The organism is Micromonospora sp. NPDC023633 (assembly GCF_040640035.1).
Taxonomy (GTDB): Bacteria; Actinomycetota; Actinomycetes; order Mycobacteriales; family Micromonosporaceae; genus Micromonospora.
The window spans coordinates 1-17476 of sequence record NZ_JBFABB010000063.1; the positions used below are offsets into that span (position 1 = coordinate 1).

The window sequence follows — 17476 nt, forward strand, 5'->3', positions numbered from 1 at the left end:
CGGGCGGCGGCCAGCAGCGCCAGCCCCGCCGCCGGCCCGTGCGCGTAGCCGTGGGCGACGGCGCGGTTCAGCTCCACCACCGGCGACGGCTGCCACCGGGCGAGCCGGTCGTACGCCTCGGCGATCGCGACCCAGTCGGTGGCCTCGGCGGACGCGGCGGTCGCGTGGCACGCGGCGATCCGGGCCTGGAGGGCGTACGGGCCCTCCGCCGCGACCCGCGCGAGGACGCCGACGCCCTCGGCGATCGCCGCGTGGTCCCAGCGGGCGCGGTCCTGCCGGTCGAGGGTGACGAGGTTGCCGTCGCGGTCCCGCCGGGCGTCGCGCCGGGAGTGCTGGAGGAGGAAGAGGGCCAGCAGGGCGGCCACCTCGGACTGTGCCGGCATCAGCCGGTCGAGCAGCCGGGCCAGGCGGATCGCCTCGTCGGCGAAGGCGGGCTCGCCGTCGGCGTCGTAGCCGCGGGTGAAGAGCAGGTAGAGCACGGCGAGGACGCCGGGAAGCCGCTCGGCGAGCATCGGGCCGGTCGGCACCCGGTACGGGATGCCTGCGGCGGCGATCTTCGCCTTGGCACGGGTGAGCCGCCGGGTCATGGTCGACTCGGTGACCAGGAAAGCCTGCGCGATGTCGGCGGTCGGCACCCCGCAGACCGTATGCAGCGTCAGCGCGACCCGCGCCTCCAACGGCAGGGCCGGGTGGCAGCAGGTGAAGACGAGCCGCAGCCGGTCGTCCACGATCTCCCCCTCCCCCGCCGCTCCCGGCTCCGGTTCGGTCGGCGTGAGCATGGCCAGCTCGCGCAGCTTGCGCCGCTCGACCGAGGCCCGCCGGAGCACGTCGATCGCGCGGTTGCGGGCCACCGTCATCAGCCAACCGCCCGGGTTGGCGGGCACGCCCTCCGTCGGCCACCGGGTCAGCGCGAGCGCCGACGCCTCCTGGGCGCAGTCCTCGGCCAGCGTCCAGTCGCCGGTCACCCGGATCAGCGTCGCGACGATCCGGGCGTACGACCCCGTGCTCGCGGCGGCGACGGCGACGGACGCCACCACCGCGAGCGGGTCGGCGGGGCCGTCAGCCATCCAGGGCGACGATCGGGCGCAGTTCGAGCCGCCCCGCGCGGGCCATCGGGTGGGCGCGCGCCACCTCGATCGCCTCGTCCAGGTCGGCGCACTCCAGCAGGTCGAAGCCCACGATCACCTCCTTGGTCTCGGCGAACGGACCGTCGGAGAGCAACAACTCCCCGTTGCGGACGCGGACCGTGGTGGCCGCCGTGGTCTCCGCGAGCGCGTCGCCCGTCAACCGCCGGCCCCGGGCGTCGTTCTCCGCGACCCACGCCTCGATGTCCGGCCAGTCGGCCCGGTCGGCGTCCGGCTCGCTGTCGGTACAGACGAACATCAGGTACTTCATGCCGCTCCTCGGTGTCGGGTTGTCACCGGGGTGACGAACGGACGGCCCGGTTCCGGACACCTTGCGGCCGGCGATCTCAGACGCGGCTGACGCAGGAGTATGGAATCGGCCGCGAAGCCGTGCGCATGGCGACCTCGTTGCTGCGGCCCGAGGGACTGGTCAGCACGGTGCGGGGCCACGGTACCCACGTTCGGGAGACGCCGGTGCGCCGGCCGGTCGAAGTGCCTTCCGGCGGAACGGTGGTCGCGCGGATGCCCACCGGCGAGGAGCGGCGGAGCATGCAGCTCGACGAGGGCGTGCCGGTGCTGGAGGTCCGCCACCGGGATGGCACCACGGAGGTGCTGGCCGGCGACCAGGTGGAGCTGACCCGCCCCGCCGCCGGCTGACCCACGCAGACACCGGGCAGCGCCCCGCCCCGACTACTCCCGCAACCGGTTGCGCGCCGCCACCGTCGTCCCGGGCTTCACGTCGGCCCCAGCGAGATACGACGTCGCTCCGCCGTACCGGTCCTTCAAGTGCGCCAGCGTGTGCAGCATCGCCTCGGGCGAGCAGCCGTCGGTGCAGGCGTAGTCCCTCGCCACAACGTCGGCGGCGACGCCCGCCACCGTCAGCAGGAGCGCCACGAGCACCCCCGTGCGGTCCCGGCCCCCGTGGCAGTGCACGACGACACCGCCCGGCGGCGCCTCGGCCACAGCCCGGAAGGCCGCGCCGATGCGCGAGCGGTTGTGGTCGAGCATCGGGACGTAGGTGTCCGGCGGCGGCTCGTAGCCCAGCACGTCGTTGAGCATCGGGACGTGGCGGTAGACCGGGTCACCCGCGAACGGGCTGGGCCGCCACTCGCACTCCCACGACCAACGCAGGTCGACGATGCGGCTGACCGGCCCGCACCGGACCGACTCGACCGCCGCAGGCGTCAGGAGATGATGGCCGTCCGAACGCAGCAGTGCGCCCGCACGAATCCGGCTACCGTCGGCCGTGGGCAGGCCGCCGAGGTCGCGTGCGTTCCGACAACCCGACCAGTCCAGGTTCACTTTTCCGACCTCCCGTACCTCCCGCCGGAGCAGTGCCTGCGCCCGCGTCAGCCGGTGCTCACCAGAACTGCCGGGGGCGAAGCCCTCGCGCCGCAACCAGCGTTCTGTGTAGACGACACGATCCACCGCGACGACCACGAGCGTGTCGGCCCGGACAGCCACGGGCTCGTGACGGCGCGGTCGCTGCTCACTGCTGGTCGAGCAGGAAGGGCACGTCCGGGCAGCTCAGGCACACGAAGATGCGCAGCGCGCCGTACCGGCCGACGACCACCCCGGTCGGCTCGTACGGGTCGTCGTCCGGCTCGCCGTCCGCCCGCGTCGGCTGCCACCGCCCGGTGCCCCGCTCGGAGGAGTCGACGACGAGGGCCAGCGTGGTGGGGCCGGCGCAGCGGGGGCACGGCGTCGGGCGCAGGTCCGTCAGGCTCCAGTTGGCGTAGCCGCCGACCTTCCAGCCGGGCGCCATGAAGGTGTCGACGTAGTCCTCGTCGCCGTACCCGCCCTCCTCGTCCTCCTCGTCGACCAGCGTCCGCAGGCCCTGCGGCAGCTCCTCCGGGTACGGGTACTCGACGATCTGCTCCGGGTGCAGCCGGCACGGCCGGGGCACGTACCCGTCGGTCCCGACCTCGCCGCGCGGCGGCTCCGCGAGGAGGTCGGTCAGGTCCGCCTCCCGCCGCCAGCGCAGCTCCACCGTCGGCCCCCACGGGCCCTCGGAGTGCTCGAACGGGCACCACAGCACCTGCAACAGGTCCGCCCCGCCGGGGCGGGGCAGGTCGGGGACGTCCTGCGCGCGCAACTGCGCCAGCGCGACCATCGGGTTCGGCGCGGGATGCGGTCGCGGCACGTACCGGTGGCCGACGACCGGGCCGCCGTCGCGCGAGCCCCAGCCGGTGAAGCCCGGCCCGACCAGGCGGGCGATCTCCCGGTGCAGCTCGACCTCGCCCTCGGCCAGGACGTGCGACTGCCTGCGCCCGCGCTCCGCCGCCCGCATCCGGGCCACCAGCTCGGCCGGGAGCGGCACCTCCTCGTGCACCATGTACGGCGCGTCGCAGGTCGGCCAGGGCTCGTCGGCCGGCCAGAGCAGCGGCCCGCCCACGTGGCTCCCGGCGGCCGTGACCGCCCCCGGGCGCGGGTGCAGCCGGGTCGCTGTGCGGCCGAGCGTCTCCAGGCCGGGATAGCGGGCGAGCGCGTCGGGCGGGAGGGGCGGGGTGATCATGGCGCGATCGTAGGCGGTCGCCCCCTGTCCGCCCAGGCCCTACGGCGTCAGCGAACCGTCGCGGTGCCGCCTGCCCAGCCGCCAGCCGGCCGCCGTCCAGCACGCTCCCCAGAGCAGGAAGAACGGCGACCAGAGCAACAGATCCCACCATGCCAGGTCGCGGGCGAGGGCGGCGTGCCCGACCGGAGGCGGCCGGACGCCGGTCAGCAGCAGCGCGTCGCCGACGAGGCCGTGCCCCAGTGCCCCGACCGACCGAGCGATCATGAGGACGCCGAGCGTCCAGGTGACCGCCAGCAGCAGCCGGCGCGGCAGCGCCGCCCGCCAGGGGCGCAGGGTGGCCAGCGCGACCACGACACCGACCACCGCGGCGGCGGCCAGCACCCAGTGACTCGCCACGAAGAGCGGGTCACGGGCGAGCAGCCGTTCGCGCAGCTCCGGAGGGAGCGGGTCCTTGTCTGCCAGCGCGTTGGCCCCCAGCGCCTGCGCGAGCTTCATCGCCCCGTAGGCCGACGCGCACGCCGCCGCGCCGTACGCGCCCAGCCGCGCGCGGTCAGCCCGCGACACGTCTCGTCGCCACGTCGTAGGAGCGGATCATCGCCAGGAGCAGCCCGATCACGACGAGGCCGAGGACCCCGTGGTACCACTGCCAGCCCACGCCGAGGCCCACGAACCCGTCCAGCACCATGATCGTCGCGCCGGCCCCGACGGCCAGCAGCATGCCGGCCAGCGCCAGCAGCATCAGGGGCCTCGGCACCCGGCGCCCCGGCGCCGTGACCGTGGCGAGGGCGAGGCAGGCGCCCGCAACCCCCGACACGGCCGCCGACCACTGCGCCGTCGCCACGCCCATGACGTCGCGGGCGTAGCGTTCGTGCTCGGTAGCCGGGACGGCCGGGCCGCCCGGGAAGCCGAGCCGGGAGTCGAGGGCGAAGGCGGCCTTGCCCACGGCGTACGCGAGGAAGAGCACCGCCACCGCGTAGGCCGGCCATCGCCGCGCACCAGGAGAAGCATCCATGGTCACGACGCTAGGCCCGGCGGACCGCGCGCCGACTCCCGAGCGTGGGGGGACCGCCTCCCCCGCGGGAGGGAGGGCGTGCGTCGGAAGGCGTGCCCGGCCGGGAAGGGCCGGGCGGTGACCCCCCGCTGGTCGACCCGACCGGCGCGATGAGGTGAGGCTGCCGCTACCGTCCGACGCATGACGGTGGCCCGCTCGATCCTGCTGTTCCTGCTCGCCGCGCTCGCCGAGATCGGCGGGGCCTGGCTCGTGTGGCAGGGCTGGCGCGAGAACCGCGGGCTGCTGTGGGTGGCGGCCGGGATCGTCGCCCTCGGGTGCTACGGCTTCGTCGCCACCTTCCAGCCCGACCCGAACTTCGGCCGCATCCTGGCCGCCTACGGCGGCGTCTTCGTCGCCGGCTCCCTCGCGTGGGGCATGGTCGTCGACAAGTTCCGCCCCGACCGCTACGACCTCGTCGGCGCGGCCATCTGCCTGGTCGGGGTCGCCGTCATCATGTACGCCCCCCGCAGCGGCTGAACCACGCGGCGGTGTCGGACTCCGGCGCTACGCTGCGCGCCATGATCACGAGACCCACCGAGAAGTGGGGCCGCAGTGTGCGGGAGCAGAGGGCCGCGATCGCGGCGGGCACCCTCACCGAGGACGCCGCGTACGCCCTCCGCCTCTGGCCCGAACCCTTCATCACCGCCGTCGACACCGCTCTCGACGCCTACGAAGCAGACGTACGCTCGCTCTCCTCGCCGTCCGACGCGGAGGTCTTCGCGGCGGTGGAGCGGGTGGTCTCGGCTCTCAACGCCGTCAACGAGGAACACGGCAGGATCGAGACGGGTGAACGCGAAGACCTGTGTGAGCACGTCGACGTCGTCCTGACGGCCACCGGCCTCGACGTCGAGGCGCTCACGTCCCGACGCGGCATCGGGCGGGCCGAACTCACCGACGAGTGGCGCGACTGGTAGGGCTGCGCACACATGGTGCGCGATACCGGTTGCCCGCTCCCCGTGCCTGCGGGAGCCTTCATCGCATGATCGAGACGCGTGTGCTCAGCGAGGACGACTGGAGGTCGTGGCGGGACCTGCGGCTCGCCGCGCTGGCGGAGGCGGCGTACGCGTTCGGCTCCCGCCTGGCGGACTGGCAGGGCGACGGCGACCGCGAGGAGCGCTGGCGCGGCCGGCTGGCCATCGCCGGCTCTCACAACATCCTGGCGATGCTCGACGGGCAGCCCGTCGGGATGGCCAGCGGGGTGCCGACCGGACACGACGGCGTCGTCGAGCTGATCTCGATGTACGTGGCGCCGGCGGGACGTGGCCGGGGCGTGGGCGACCATCTCGTGCGGACCATCGAGCAGTGGGCTCGGCAGGTGGGCTCGGCGACGGTGCGGCTGGCCGTGGTCCGGGGCAACGAGAACGCCTGGGCGCTCTACCGGCGCAACGGCTTCCGTGACACGGGTGAGCTCGGTGATCTCATGCCCGACGGCGTGCGCCGGGAGCACTTCATGACCAAGAGTCTCGTGGGTTGACGGTCGGCCGGGGATCGAGGGCTTCGACCAGTGCTCGTGGCTGGTCATCGGCGGGCGACCCTGCCAGGCTCGACCACGGGCCTCTACTAACCATTGACCGCTGCATCGGGCATGGATCGGGCACGGACGCGGGGCGGCGTGTTCATGGAACAACGTTCGGCCCGCTGCGCGACCGGCGGCGCCTGACGACTTCGAAGGTCAGTGCTGCGGCAAGCGCCGCAAGCATCAAGAATCCTGTGATCAGGTCAGCGGTGATGCTGGAAGGGCCGGGCAGCAGGTGGTCTACACCTATTGTGCCGAATACCGCGGCTAAACAGAGCAGGGTAGAAGCACGAAGCGTTGCGTCACGAATCTGCCGACCACGCCACATGACCACCTGCGACGACCTTCTTCGCGCGAGAACCAGAAGGACAAGGGCAACTCCGGCATTGAGCACCGCAACCGCGCAATAGCCTACGCCGACAAGGATGTGCATGGGTCTCACGGTCAGAGCCTAACGAGACTTGCAATACAGCCTGTCGAGGATCGTGCGACCGATGTCAACGCACTCAGTCGAACCTCGGGCGCAACTCTTCTCGCATCTCCCTGTAGTTCGTCGGTCGCGTCTTCCAGCGGTCCTCGTTCGTCTCCTCGAACGTCACCGTGTACTTTCCGGTCGTCCGCTCGAACTGCACGAGGATCTTCACCGGCAGCAGATCACCAGGCTGATAGTAGCTCCCCAGGTAGGCATCCACAGCCGGTCGGATGCTCGACCAACTACAGGCCACCGGCGCGACCGCACCTTCAGGCAGGTATGCGTATCCGGACGCGCTGCGATAACCGTCGCCGAACTCCAGAACGATGGCCAGCGACTCCCAGTCTTCCACCGGTCCCTGCGTGGCGCTGGCCCACGAGGGTTCGTTCATGGCCTCGATCAACGAGCGAATGAGATCGACCGTGACGTCACTGGACATGGCGATCCCAGTCTCAGACATTGAACCGGAACTCGACGACGTCGCCGTCCTGCATGACGTACTCCTTGCCCTCGATCCGGACCTTGCCGGCGGCCTTGGCCGCCGCCATCGACTTGGCCGCGACCAGGTCGTCGAAGGAGACCACCTCGGCCTTGATGAAGCCGCGCTGGAAGTCGGAGTGGATGACCCCCGCGGCCTCCGGCGCGGTCGCGCCGACCGGGATGGTCCAGGCGCGCGCCTCCTTGGGGCCGGCGGTGAGGTACGTCTGGAGCCCGAGCGTGCGGAACCCGACCCGGACGAGCTGGTCCAGGCCCGGCTCGGGCTGGCCGATCGACTCCAGCAGCTCGCGGGCCTCCTCCTCGGGCAGGTCCACCAGCTCGGACTCGATCTTGGCGTCCATGAAGACGGCCTCGGCGGGGGCGACCAGGGCGCGCAGCTCGTCGAGGAACTCGGCGTTGCCCAGCTCGGCCTCGTCGACGTTGAAGACGTACAGGAAGGGCTTGGTGGTGAGCAGGTGCAGCTCGCGCAGGTGCTCCAGCTCGATGCCCGCGTCCTTGGCGCCCGCGTAGAGGGTGACGCCGGTGTCGAGCAGCTCGACGGCCTGCTTGGCGGCAGTGACGGCGGCGGCCCGGTCCTTGCGGAGCTTGGCCTCCTTCTCCAGCCGGGGCAGCGCCTTCTCCAGGGTCTGGAGGTCGGCGAGGATCAGCTCGGTGTTGATCGTCTCGATGTCGTCGGCCGGGGAGACCTTGCCGTCGACGTGCACCACGTTCGGGTCGGAGAAGGCCCGGACGACCTGGCAGATCGCCGAGGCGTCACGGATGTTCGCCAGGAACGCGTTGCCCCGGCCCTGCCCCTTGGAGGCGCCGCGCACCAGGCCGGCGATGTCGACGAACGACACCGGGGCGGGCAGCACCTTCTGCGAACTGAAGATCTCGGCGAGCGTGTGCAGCCGCTCGTCCGGCAGCCCGACGACGCCGACGTTGGGCTCGATGGTGGCGAACGGGTAGTTCGCCGCGAGCACGTCGTTCTTGGTCAGCGCGTTGAACAGGGTGCTCTTGCCGACGTTGGGCAGGCCGACGATGCCGATGGTGAGACTCACGACGAGCCAGCTTACGCCGGTGCCCCACGCTCCCGGTCAGGCAGGCCGGTGCGCGGTCGCCGGAGGCGGCGAAAACGGTCGCCGGGGACGGACGGACCGTTGATACCCTGCCCGGACCGACGGCAGCGACCCGAGGAGGCGAGATGAGCCGGCTGGCCGAGCTGTACGTCGCGGTCGACGTGGAGGCGGACGGGCCGATCCCCGGGCCGTACAGCATGATCTCGCTCGGCATGGCGGTCGCCGGCCACCCGGAGCTGGCCTTCTACACCGAGCTGAAGCCGATCTCCGACGAGTTCGTGCCGGCCGCGCTCGCGGTCTCCGGGCTGGACCGGGACCGGCTGCTGCGGGAGGCACCCACCGCCGAGGAGGCGATGGGTGCCGCCGCGAAGTGGGTCGACGGGCTGCGCAAGGTCGGCCGGCCGGTCTTCCTGGCCGCCCCGGCCGTCTGGGATGGCATGTTCGTGCACTGGTACTTCACCCGGTTCACCGGCCACAGCCCGTTCGGTGCCACCGGCTCCGGCGTCGACCTGCGCAGTTACTGGATGGGGCTGACCGGCTGCGAGTGGGCGCAGACCCGCAAGGGCGCGATCAAGCACGAGCTGGGGCTGACCGACGTGCCGCACACGCACCACGCCGGCGAGGACGCGGCCGAGCTGGCTCAGGTCTTCGACGCCGTACGCCAGCGACGTCCCCCGGCGCGGTGACTCAGCCGAGCAGACGCGGCGCGATCGGGGTCTCCCGCACCGTGCCGTCCTCGGCGCGGCCGACCTCGTACGCCGAGACCCCCTCGCGGTCCGCGACCGCCTCGACCAGTCGGGTGCCCCGGTAGAGCAGGCCGGTGCCGTCGTCGGTGCAGTGGGCGGTCGGCAGCGTGCCGTCGCCGACCAGCCGGTGCATCAGCGGCCGGCGCTGCTCCTCGCTGTCGTAGTGCACGCCGTTGCCGTAGGGCAGCCAGCCCAGCCCGTCGGTGAAGCCGCGCAGGGTGGTGCCGAAGCTGTCGGTGGCCCCGCCGGCGTGCCAGCAGATCGAGCCGGCGGAGACGCCGCCGAGCACCACGCCGGCCTCCCAGCACTCACGCAGGATCTCGCCGAGGCCGTGCACGCGCCAGACGGCGCAGAGGTTGGCGACACTGCCGCCGCCCACCCAGACGACGTCCTGGGCGAGCAGGTGGGCGCGGACGTCGTCGACGTTCGGCATCGGGAACAGCGCCAGGTGCGTCATCCGGAACCGACTGCCGGCGAACGCCTCGTAGACCCGGGCGAGCGTGGTCGGCTGGTCCCCCTCGGCCTGGTTGAGGAAGCAGATCCTCGGCTCCGGCCCGGCCTCGGCCAGCTCGGCGGCGAGGTCGAAGACGGGGTTGACCCGTCGGGGCCCGCCCTCCGGGCGCGGCGCGTAGATGCCCATGCTGGTGGCGAGGATGGTCGGTTCGCTGGCGGGCACGGTCGTCCTTCCGTCGGGGTCGGCGGTGCCCATCCTGCCCGAGGCCCGCCCCCGGCCGCCGGCCGCCCGTCCTCCGAGGCCCGTCGCGAGGCCACTCGCCGCCCGGCCGCCCGCCCGGCCGCCCCGCCGGCCCGAGCGCCACCGCCGTCGGTCGCCGAGGTCCGCGCCGCCGCTCACCGCCCGCCGTCGGTGGCCGCGCCCAGCAGCGTACGCAGCAGGTCGGCGAGGCGCCGCTGGTCCTCGGCGGGCAGCGCGTCGAGCAGCCGGCGCTGGACGGCCAGCCCCGCCTCGGCGGCCTCCTCCACCAGATTGAGGCCGGCCGGGGTGAGGGAGACCTGGAGCCCGCGCCGGTCCGCCGGGTCGGGCGAGCGGCGGACCAGCCCGGCGCGTTCCAGCCGGTCGAGCCGGCCGGTCATCCCCCCGGAGGTGAGCATCAGCGAGGCGGTGAGCGCCTTCGGCGCCAACGTGTAGGGGGCGCCGGCGCGGCGCAGGGCGGCGAGCACGTCGAACTCGCCCCGGCTGATCGACCAGCGGGCGTAGGTGCGCTCCTGCTCGTCGCCGACGAGCCGGGCCAGCCGGTAGATCCGGCCGAAGACCGCCATCGGCTCAGGACGCATCCCGGGCCGCTCCCGCTGCCACTGCTCGACGATGCCGTCGACGTCGTCCCGCTCGGTCACCCCCGGATTGTGCCGCACCTCGCACTCCCGATTTACCTCGCCACAAAGTAGCTTAGCAGCAAGATGCTTAGCGACAAGGATTGAGGAGGGACCGTGGACCGACGCTGGCGCGACATCCTGCTCACCGCCGCCGCGCCGACCGCGTGGGGCACGACGTACCTGGTCACCAGCGAGCTGCTGCCGCCCGACCGGCCGCTCTGGTCCGGCGTGATCCGGGCCCTCCCCGCCGGCCTGCTGCTGCTCGCGCTGACCCGGCACCGCCCGCGCGGCGTCTGGTGGTGGCGCGCGGCCGTGCTCGGCGCGCTGAACATCGGGGCGTTCTTCCCGCTGCTCTTCCTCGCCGCGTACCACCTGCCCGGCGGCACCGCCGCGGTGCTCGGCGCCACCCAGCCGCTGCTGGTGGCGGGGCTGACGATGCTCGCGCTCCAGGAACGGCCCCACCCCCGGGCGCTGGCCGCCGCGCTCGCGGCGCTGGCCGGGGTCACCCTGGTCGTGCTGCGCCCCCACGCGGGCCTCGACCCGACCGGCGTCGCCGCCGGGCTCACCGCCACCGCCGCGATGGGCGCGGGCCTGGTGCTGACCCGGCGCTGGGGCCGCCCGCCCGGCGTCGGCACGCTCACCGCCACCGGCTGGCAGCTCACCGCCGGCGGGCTGATGACGGTGCCGGCGGCCCTGCTGGTCGAGGGGACGCCACCCGTGCCCGACCCGCCGGCGCTGGTGGGGTACGCGTGGCTGACGCTGGCCGGGACGGCGCTGGCGTACGCGCTGTGGTTCCGGGGCGCGGCCCGGCTGCCGGTCACCCAGGTCTCGCTGCTCGGCGCGCTCAGCCCGCTGACGGCCGCCGCGCTCGGCTGGGCCGTGCTCGGGCAGGCGATGACCGGCTGGCAGCTCGCCGGCTTCGCCGTGGCGGTCGGCGCCACCGTCGCCGGGCAGCTGCCGGTGCGCCGGCCCGCCCCGGTGGGTCAGTCGCGGGGGCCGGCCTGGCGGGGGACCACGGCCTCGATCGGCAAGGTGCCGGGGGCCAGTTCCCCGGCGGCGGCCAGCGGCAGGGTGAAGCGGGCCTCGGCGGCGGGACCGGCCGCGTACGACTCGCGGAGCATCCAGCGCACCTCGTCGGCCGTCCAGCCCAGTCCCGCCCGGCCGGCGATCTCCCGGACCAGCCGCAGCGCCACCCGGGTGTCGTCGTCGTAGAACCGCATGCACCAGTGGTGCACCCACATGCCCAGCGCGCGGAGGCCGTCGGCGTCGAGCGAGCGCACGAGCCGGCCGCAGGCGGTGTCGCCGAACGCCCGCCCCGGGTCACCGGCCCGGTCCCGTTCGATCGCGCCGACGGCGGCCGGGGCGACCGCGCGCATCCGGTCGTAGAAGCGCTGCACCACCACGCCGTCCAGCGGAGGGTGCCCGTCCCGTGTCGACGCCGCCTCCCGACCCGCCACGCTCACCATCGCCGCACCCCTTCTTGAGTTGGTGGCCGGACGGTACCGACCACAACCGACACTTTCGGCTCCGGACGTCCCGTTCCCGCCCGCACGGCCACGTCCGATTCCCGCGAGCCACGGGCGCCGAGCAGGGGCATCATCGGTGACGTGGAGTTGGACTTCGAGCGGTGCTACCGGGCGGTCGACAGCCGCGACCAGCGGTTCGACGGCTGGTTCTACACGGGCGTCACGTCGACCGGGATCTACTGCCGGCCGTCCTGTCCGGCGATGACCCCGAAGCGGCAGAACGTCCGGTTCTTCCCCTCGGCCGCCGCCGCCCAGACGGCGGGGCTGCGCGCCTGCCGGCGCTGCCGGCCGGACGCCGCCCCGGGCTCGCCCCAGTGGGACGTGCGGGCCGACGTGGTCGGCCGGGCCATGCGGCTGATCGCCGACGGGGTGGTCGACCGGGACGGCATCCCGGGACTGGCCGCCCGGCTCGGCTACACCGAGCGGCACCTGCACCGGATGCTGCGGGCCGAGATGGGCGCCGGTCCCCTGGCCCTGGCCCGGGCGCAGCGCGCGCAGACCGCCCGCACCCTGATCGAGACGACCGGGCTGAGCATGGCGGAGGTCGCGTTCGCCGCCGGGTTCGGCAGCGTCCGGCAGTTCAACGACACCGTCCGGGAGGTGTTCGGGGCGGCCCCGTCCGAGCTGCGCACCGCCCGCCGTCGGTGCCCCGCGCCGGGCGGGGCGGGCACGATCACGCTGCGGCTCGCGTACCGCCCGCCGCTGCACGCGCGGGCGCTGCTGGACTTCCTCGCGCTGCGCGCGCTGCCCGGCGTCGAGGAGGTGCGCGACGGGACGTACCGGCGGGGCCTGCGGCTGCCGCACGGCCCGGGCGAGGCGGCCCTGACCCCGGCGGACGGGCACGTGACGGCGACGCTGCGGCTGACCGACATGCGCGACCTCGCCCCCGCGGTGGCCCGCTGCCGCCGCCTGCTCGACCTCGACGCCGATCCGACCGCCGTCGACGGCACCCTCGCCGCCGACCCGGCGCTGGCCCGGGCGGTCGCCGCCGAGCCGGGGATCCGGCTCCCCCGCTCGGTCGACGGCTTCGAGATGGCCATGCGGGCGATCGTCGGCCAACAGGTCTCCGTCCGCTCCGCCCGCACCACCCTCGCCCGGCTCCTGACCCACCTGCGCCCACCCGTGCCCGGCCCCGGCGCTGTTGATCAAGAGGTTTGGGCACCCGGGGAGCGCTCTCGGGAGCCGAAGCCTCTTGATCGACCAGCCGAGGGGACAGGGAGGGCCGAGGGGGCCGGTTGGCTGCGGGGGTTTCCGAGTGCCGAGGAGGTGCTCGGGGTGCCGGACGAGGTGTTCGGGATGCCGGCGGGGCGGCGGGAGACCATCCGCGCGCTGGCGCGGGCCGTCGCCGACGGGTCGCTGGACCTGGCGCCGGGCGGGGACCGCGAGGAGACCGTCCGGCGACTGCTGGCGCTACCGGGGATCGGGCCATGGACCGCCGGCTACGTCGCGATGCGCGCCCTCGGCGACCCGGACGTCCTGCTCCCCACCGACCTCGCCGTACGCCGCGGCGCCGCCGCCCTCGGCCTACCCGACGATCCAAGGACCCTCGACACGTACGCCGACCGCTGGCGCCCCTGGCGCTCGTACGCGGTGATCCGACTCTGGAGAGCAGCATGAGCATGAACGACAGCACCGTCATCGACACCCCCGCCGGGCCGCTCAGCATCGTGGCCGGTCCGGACGGCGCGGTCCGGGCGGCGGGGTTCACCGGCGACCCGGAGAGCCTGCTCCCCCTGATGCACCCGGCCCTGCGGGCGCCGCTGCGGCACCGGGCCGACCTCGGCCCGGTCACCGCCGCCGTGGCGTCCTATCTGGACGGCGAGCTGGCCGCGATCGACGCCGTGCCGGTGGAGCAGCACACGCGGGGCGCGTTCATGGCGCACGCCTGGCAGGTGCTGCGCGAGGTGAAACCGGGCGACCCGGTGACCTACACCGGTTTCGCCGGGCTGGCCGGCCGCCCCGCCGCCGTACGCGCCGCCGCCGCGGCCTGCGCCCGCAACGCCGCCGCCCTGTTCGTCCCCTGCCACCGGGTGCTGCGCACCGACGGGACGCTCGGCGGCTACCGGTGGGGGCTGGACGTGAAGCGGTGGCTCCTCGGGCACGAGCGGCACTGACGGGCAGCCGACCGGCGCCGGCGGTGGGGCGACTCCTGCTCCGCGCCGGCGGCAGGCCCGACCGCCGCGGGGCCGAACCACGTGGTCCGGCCCCCGGCCACTGCCTACCATCGACGGATGACCGACACGGACAGGACGGCCCGCGCCGGAGTCCCCGAACGTCCGAGCCTGGACGGCATCGAGGAGACCTGGGCACGCCGCTGGCAGGAGGACGGCACCTACGCCTTCGACCGGGCCAGGCCGACCGTTCCGGGTCGCGGCGCGGCGTCGGACGCGCCGAGCCGGAACGGCCGCCGGTCCGACGTGTACGCGATCGACACCCCGCCACCGACCGTGTCCGGCGAGCTGCACATGGGGCACGTCTTCTCGTACACCCACACGGACGTGGTGGCCCGGTTCCAGCGGATGCGCGGGCGGACGGTCTTCTACCCGATGGGCTGGGACGACAACGGCCTGCCCACCGAGCGCCGGGTGCAGAACGTGTACGGCGTGCGCTGCGACCCGTCGTTGCCCTACGACCCGGACTGGCGGGCCCCCGAGGCGCCCGTCGGCGAGGCGGCCCGCAGGGACCCGACCCCTGTCTCCCGGCGGAACTTCATCGAGCTGTGCGAGCGGCTGACCGCCGCCGACGAGCAGGTCTTCGAGGCGCTCTGGCGGCGGCTCGGGCTCTCCGTGGACTGGTCGTTGACGTACACCACGATCGGCTCGGCGGCGCGGGCGGCCTCGCAGCGGGCGTTCCTGCGGAACCTGGCCCGGGGCGAGGCGTACCAGGCGGAGGCGCCGACGCTCTGGGACGTCGGGTTCGCCACCGCCGTCGCCCAGGCGGAGCTGGAGGACCGGGAGCGGCCCGGGGCGTACCACCGGCTGCGGTTCGCCGGGCCGGGCGGGCGCGAGGTGCTCATCGACACCACCCGCCCGGAACTGCTGCCGGCCTGCGTGGCGCTGGTCTGCCACCCCGCCGACGAGCGGTACGCCGACCTGGTCGGCGGCACCGCGCGTACGCCGGTCTTCGGGGTGGAGGTGCCGGTGCGGGCGCACCCGCTGGCGGACCCGGCCAAGGGCACGGGCATCGCGATGGTCTGCACCTTCGGCGACCTGACCGACGTGACCTGGTGGCGGGAGCTCCAGCTGGACACCCGCGTGGTGATCGGCCGCGACGGACGGCTGCTGCCCGAGCCGCCGGCGGGCGTGCCGGGGCAGCCGTACGCGGCGCTCGCCGGGCAGACCGTCAACGGCGCCCGACGGACGCTGGTGCAGATGCTGGCCGCCGCCGGCGACCTGGTCGGCGAGCCGCGACCCGTCACCCACCCGGTGAAGTTCTACGAGCGCGGCGACCGGCCGCTGGAGATCGTCTCGACCCGGCAGTGGTACCTGCGCAACGGCGGACGCGACGCGGGCCTGCGCGACGAGCTGCTGGCCCGGGGCGGGGAGCTGCGCTGGGTGCCCGAGCACATGCGGCACCGCTACGCGCACTGGGTGGGCGGCCTGACCGGTGACTGGCTGGTCAGCCGGCAACGCTTCTTCGGCGTGCCGGTGCCGGTGTGGTACCGGCTCGACGACGCTGGCGAGCCGGACTGGTCCCAGCCTCTCACGCCGGAGGAGTCCGCGCTGCCGATCGATCCGTCCACCGACGCCCCGCCCGGGTTCGAGGAGTCGCAGCGGGGCCGCCCGGGTGGCTTCGTCGGCGACCCGGACGTGCTCGACACCTGGGCCACCTCGTCGCTGACCCCGCAGATCGCCGGCGGCTGGGAGACCGACCCGGACCTGTTCGCCCAGGTCTTCCCGATGGACCTGCGCCCGCAGGGGCAGGAGATCATCCGCACCTGGCTGTTCTCCACTGTGGTCCGCGCACACCTGGAGCACGGGATGCTGCCCTGGCGGGACACGGTGCTCTCCGGCTGGATCCTCGACCCCGACCGGAAGAAGATGTCCAAGTCCAAGGGGAACGTGGTCACCCCGATGGCGTTGCTGGAGCAGCACGGCTCCGACGCGGTGCGGTACTGGGCGGCGAACGGCAGGCCGGGCATGGACCTCGCCTTCGACCCGGCCCAGATCAAGGTCGGCCGGCGGCTGGCCACCAAGCTGCTGAACGCGTCGAAGTTCGCCCTCGGGCTGGGCGCCGCCGACGCGCTGCGGGCGCCGGCCACCGAGCCGCTGGACCGCGCCATGCTCGCCGAGCTCTCCGGCGTGGTCGCCGCCGCGACGTCGGCGCTGGAGACGTACGACCACACGGCGGCGTTGCAGGTCGCCGAGGGCTTCTTCTGGCGGTTCTGCGACGACTACATCGAGCTGGTGAAGGAACGCGCCTACGGCTCCGGGCCGGGAGCCGACTCCGCCCGGGCGGCGCTGGCCACCGCGCTCTCGGTGCAGCTGCGGCTGTTCGCCCCGGTGCTGCCGTTCGCGACCGAGGAGGTGTGGTCGTGGTGGCGGTACGGCTCGGTGCACCGCGCCACCTGGCCCACCACGTACGAGGTGGACCGGGCGATCCAGGGCGCCGGCGAACCGGAGCTGCTGCGGCTGGCCGCGGACGCGCTCAGCCAGGTGCGCCGCGCCAAGTCGGAGCGGAAGCTGTCGATGAAGGCGGAGGTGCCGCTCGCCGAGGCGCTCGGCCCGGCGGCCCTGCTGGAACAGCTCACCGTGATCGCCGACGACCTCCGGGCCGCCGGCCGCATCGCCAAGCTGGACCTGCTCCCCGACCGCACCCCGGAACTCGTGATCGCCTGCGCGTTCTGACCGACCGGCCCCGGCGCGCCGCGCCCGGCGCGCGCCCCGCCGCCAGGTCGTCGCGGCTCCGGCGCGGTGGGGCTCACCAGCCGCGCAGGAGGCGCAGGCCGAGGAGGAAGGCGACGACGGCGGGGCCGACCAGCAGGGTGATCGCCTGGAGGCGGTACGGCATCCGGTGCCGGGTCAGCTCCACCGCGTTGCCCAGCACGATCACCCCGGCCAGCATCAGGAACGCGCCCCACATCGGGGCGGCGGCCACGTCGACCAGGCCCACGCGGATCAGTTGGAGCGTCCCGCCGAGCAGCAGGGCGCCGGCCAGCGCGAGCAGGGAGACCGCCCGGTGCAGCCCCCGGGCCAGCGGATGGACCAGCCGCCAGCGGTAGGTGCCGGCGACCGCCAGGCACGGCAGGATGACCATCAGGGGCCAGCCCCGCCCGAACACGCCGAACATCAGCAGCGCCCCGACCGCGAAGACCAGCGCGCCGAGGCAGGCGACCACGTAGCCGGCGAAGGCCCGACCGCCGCCCCTGGCCAGCAGCGGCCCGCCGGTGGCGGCGATCAGCGCGCCGGGGATCAGCACGAACCCCGCCCACCAGTGGAAGTGCCCGGTCGCCTGCGCGGCCGTGGTGGTAGCCGCCGCCGCCAGCCCGGCCACCGCCAGGCTGACCATCCAGTGCCGGCCAGCGCCCGGATAGGACTCCCGCGACATCATCAGCCCCGTCTCCGCGCTCACGCCGTCAGCCTCGCCCAGCCGCCCGGCCCGGTCCATCCGGCCAGCCCTACCATCGCAGGTCGGGCCG

21 protein-coding genes and 1 pseudogene are annotated in these 17476 nt (G+C 74.2%); 9 read left to right on the forward strand and 13 right to left on the reverse strand.

The genetic code is table 11. The features are described from left to right. Both AB0G13_RS20120 and AB0G13_RS20125 read right to left on the reverse strand, forming a co-directional pair. Positions 1-1067 (reverse strand): sigma-70 family RNA polymerase sigma factor (locus AB0G13_RS20120; protein WP_357876250.1); only part of this gene is annotated, 1067 nt, incomplete at its 3' end. After that, positions 1060-1383: a YciI family protein gene (locus AB0G13_RS20125; protein ID WP_357876333.1), complete on the reverse strand. Its 324-nt coding sequence runs from the start codon at positions 1381-1383 to the stop codon at positions 1060-1062. The genes AB0G13_RS20125 and AB0G13_RS20120, both read right to left, overlap by 8 nt. A 137-nt stretch (positions 1384-1520) precedes the next feature. On the opposite strand from AB0G13_RS20125, the gene AB0G13_RS20130 reads away from it, so the two are divergent. Continuing rightward, positions 1521-1781 carry a hypothetical protein gene (locus AB0G13_RS20130; RefSeq protein ID WP_357876252.1) on the forward strand — a complete coding sequence of 87 codons (261 nt, stop codon included), beginning with the start codon at positions 1521-1523 and terminating at the stop codon, positions 1779-1781. A 33-nt stretch (positions 1782-1814) separates the two neighbouring features. Here the strand turns inward: AB0G13_RS20130 and AB0G13_RS20135 are convergent, their stop codons facing one another. Genes AB0G13_RS20135 through AB0G13_RS20150 form a run of 4 tightly spaced genes read right to left on the reverse strand, consistent with a single transcriptional unit; the run spans position 1815 to position 4651 of the window. Then, the gene (locus AB0G13_RS20135; RefSeq protein ID WP_357876254.1) at positions 1815-2588 is read right to left on the reverse strand and encodes a tyrosine-protein phosphatase; all 774 of its coding nucleotides are present in this window, start codon (positions 2586-2588) and stop codon (positions 1815-1817) included. Between the two features lie 25 nt (positions 2589-2613). Continuing rightward, positions 2614-3639: a hypothetical protein gene (locus AB0G13_RS20140; protein ID WP_357876256.1), complete on the reverse strand. Its 1026-nt coding sequence runs from the start codon at positions 3637-3639 to the stop codon at positions 2614-2616. 39 nt (positions 3640-3678) lie between these two features. Then, positions 3679-4203, reverse strand: coding sequence for a DUF3995 domain-containing protein (locus AB0G13_RS20145; RefSeq protein ID WP_357876258.1), 525 nt, complete (start codon positions 4201-4203; stop codon positions 3679-3681). Next, positions 4190-4651, reverse strand: coding sequence for a hypothetical protein (locus AB0G13_RS20150; RefSeq protein WP_357876260.1), 462 nt, complete (start codon positions 4649-4651; stop codon positions 4190-4192). Before AB0G13_RS20150 ends, AB0G13_RS20145 begins: the two co-directional genes overlap by 14 nt. A 180-nt stretch (positions 4652-4831) precedes the next feature. On the opposite strand from AB0G13_RS20150, the gene AB0G13_RS20155 reads away from it, so the two are divergent. From AB0G13_RS20155 to AB0G13_RS20165, 3 genes are all read left to right on the forward strand, one after another. Further along, a complete protein-coding gene (locus tag AB0G13_RS20155) occupies positions 4832-5167 on the forward strand; it encodes a YnfA family protein (protein ID WP_357876262.1) in 336 nt (111 codons plus the stop codon). A 41-nt stretch (positions 5168-5208) separates the two neighbouring features. After that, on the forward strand, positions 5209-5604 hold the full coding sequence (locus AB0G13_RS20160; protein WP_357876264.1) for a hypothetical protein: 396 nt from the start codon (positions 5209-5211) through the stop codon (positions 5602-5604). Between the two features lie 65 nt (positions 5605-5669). Then, on the forward strand, positions 5670-6164 hold the full coding sequence (locus AB0G13_RS20165) for a GNAT family N-acetyltransferase (protein ID WP_357876266.1): 495 nt from the start codon (positions 5670-5672) through the stop codon (positions 6162-6164). Positions 6165-6306: 142 nt separating this feature from the next. Here the strand turns inward: AB0G13_RS20165 and AB0G13_RS20170 are convergent, their stop codons facing one another. From AB0G13_RS20170 to ychF, 3 genes are all read right to left on the reverse strand, one after another. Beyond that, complete coding sequence (locus AB0G13_RS20170) at positions 6307-6648, reverse strand: hypothetical protein (RefSeq protein WP_357876268.1); 342 nt, start codon at positions 6646-6648, stop codon at positions 6307-6309. A gap of 64 nt (positions 6649-6712) precedes the next feature. Beyond that, a complete protein-coding gene (locus AB0G13_RS20175) occupies positions 6713-7117 on the reverse strand; it encodes a hypothetical protein (RefSeq protein ID WP_357876270.1) in 405 nt (134 codons plus the stop codon). Between the two features lie 13 nt (positions 7118-7130). Continuing rightward, complete coding sequence (gene ychF / locus AB0G13_RS20180) at positions 7131-8216, reverse strand: redox-regulated ATPase YchF (protein ID WP_357876272.1); 1086 nt, start codon at positions 8214-8216, stop codon at positions 7131-7133. A 143-nt stretch (positions 8217-8359) separates the two neighbouring features. Between ychF and AB0G13_RS20185 the strand changes: the two genes are divergently transcribed. Further along, a complete protein-coding gene (locus AB0G13_RS20185) occupies positions 8360-8920 on the forward strand; it encodes an exonuclease (RefSeq protein ID WP_357876274.1) in 561 nt (186 codons plus the stop codon). A 1-nt stretch (position 8921) separates the two neighbouring features. Here AB0G13_RS20185 and AB0G13_RS20190 read toward each other — a convergent pair whose 3' ends face one another. Further along, positions 8922-9689: a peptidase E gene (locus tag AB0G13_RS20190; RefSeq protein ID WP_357876276.1), complete on the reverse strand. Its 768-nt coding sequence runs from the start codon at positions 9687-9689 to the stop codon at positions 8922-8924. Positions 9690-9829: 140 nt separating this feature from the next. Further along, on the reverse strand, positions 9830-10333 hold the full coding sequence (locus AB0G13_RS20195) for a MarR family transcriptional regulator (protein WP_357876278.1): 504 nt from the start codon (positions 10331-10333) through the stop codon (positions 9830-9832). A 93-nt stretch (positions 10334-10426) separates the two neighbouring features. Between AB0G13_RS20195 and AB0G13_RS20200 the strand changes: the two are divergent. After that, positions 10427-11242: pseudogene (locus AB0G13_RS20200) on the forward strand (EamA family transporter); the annotation flags it as partial. A 53-nt stretch (positions 11243-11295) separates the two neighbouring features. Here the strand turns inward: AB0G13_RS20200 and AB0G13_RS20205 are convergent. After that, the gene (locus AB0G13_RS20205; RefSeq protein ID WP_357876280.1) at positions 11296-11778 is read right to left on the reverse strand and encodes a hypothetical protein; all 483 of its coding nucleotides are present in this window, start codon (positions 11776-11778) and stop codon (positions 11296-11298) included. 141 nt (positions 11779-11919) lie between these two features. Here AB0G13_RS20205 and AB0G13_RS20210 point away from each other — a divergent pair, with 141 nt between their 5' ends. The 3 genes from AB0G13_RS20210 to valS all read left to right on the forward strand — a co-directional run bounded on the left by AB0G13_RS20210 (position 11920) and on the right by valS (position 16685). Next, positions 11920-13455, forward strand: coding sequence for an AlkA N-terminal domain-containing protein (locus AB0G13_RS20210; protein WP_357876282.1), 1536 nt, complete (start codon positions 11920-11922; stop codon positions 13453-13455). Then, positions 13452-13952, forward strand: a complete 501-nt coding sequence (locus AB0G13_RS20215) for a methylated-DNA--[protein]-cysteine S-methyltransferase (RefSeq protein WP_357876284.1) — start codon at positions 13452-13454, stop codon at positions 13950-13952. Before AB0G13_RS20210 ends, AB0G13_RS20215 begins: the two co-directional genes overlap by 4 nt. A gap of 117 nt (positions 13953-14069) precedes the next feature. After that, the gene (valS, locus tag AB0G13_RS20220) at positions 14070-16685 is read left to right on the forward strand and encodes a valine--tRNA ligase (protein ID WP_357876286.1); all 2616 of its coding nucleotides are present in this window, start codon (positions 14070-14072) and stop codon (positions 16683-16685) included. Positions 16686-16758: 73 nt separating this feature from the next. On the opposite strand, the gene AB0G13_RS20225 is transcribed toward valS, so the two are convergent. Further along, positions 16759-17409: a hypothetical protein gene (locus AB0G13_RS20225; RefSeq protein WP_357876288.1), complete on the reverse strand. Its 651-nt coding sequence runs from the start codon at positions 17407-17409 to the stop codon at positions 16759-16761. Positions 17410-17476: the final 67 nt, after the last annotated feature.

Excerpts from the sequence above, each read along its gene's own strand:
- valS (WP_357876286.1), top strand. The coding sequence starts at position 14,070 with ATGACCGACACGGACAGGACGGCCCGCGCCGGAGTCCCCGAACGTCCG.
- AB0G13_RS20165 (WP_357876266.1), top strand. The coding sequence starts at position 5,670 with ATGATCGAGACGCGTGTGCTCAGCGAGGACGACTGGAGGTCGTGGCGG.
- AB0G13_RS20190 (WP_357876276.1), bottom strand. The coding sequence starts at position 9,689 with ATGGGCACCGCCGACCCCGACGGAAGGACGACCGTGCCCGCCAGCGAA.
- AB0G13_RS20185 (WP_357876274.1), top strand. The coding sequence starts at position 8,360 with ATGAGCCGGCTGGCCGAGCTGTACGTCGCGGTCGACGTGGAGGCGGAC.
- AB0G13_RS20215 (WP_357876284.1), top strand. The coding sequence starts at position 13,452 with ATGAGCATGAACGACAGCACCGTCATCGACACCCCCGCCGGGCCGCTC.
- AB0G13_RS20140 (WP_357876256.1), bottom strand. The coding sequence starts at position 3,639 with ATGATCACCCCGCCCCTCCCGCCCGACGCGCTCGCCCGCTATCCCGGC.
- AB0G13_RS20130 (WP_357876252.1), top strand. The coding sequence starts at position 1,521 with ATGGCGACCTCGTTGCTGCGGCCCGAGGGACTGGTCAGCACGGTGCGG.
- AB0G13_RS20205 (WP_357876280.1), bottom strand. The coding sequence starts at position 11,778 with ATGGTGAGCGTGGCGGGTCGGGAGGCGGCGTCGACACGGGACGGGCAC.
- AB0G13_RS20125 (WP_357876333.1), bottom strand. The coding sequence starts at position 1,383 with ATGTTCGTCTGTACCGACAGCGAGCCGGACGCCGACCGGGCCGACTGG.
- AB0G13_RS20160 (WP_357876264.1), top strand. The coding sequence starts at position 5,209 with ATGATCACGAGACCCACCGAGAAGTGGGGCCGCAGTGTGCGGGAGCAG.
- AB0G13_RS20150 (WP_357876260.1), bottom strand. The coding sequence starts at position 4,651 with ATGGATGCTTCTCCTGGTGCGCGGCGATGGCCGGCCTACGCGGTGGCG.
- AB0G13_RS20155 (WP_357876262.1), top strand. The coding sequence starts at position 4,832 with ATGACGGTGGCCCGCTCGATCCTGCTGTTCCTGCTCGCCGCGCTCGCC.
- AB0G13_RS20175 (WP_357876270.1), bottom strand. The coding sequence starts at position 7,117 with ATGTCCAGTGACGTCACGGTCGATCTCATTCGCTCGTTGATCGAGGCC.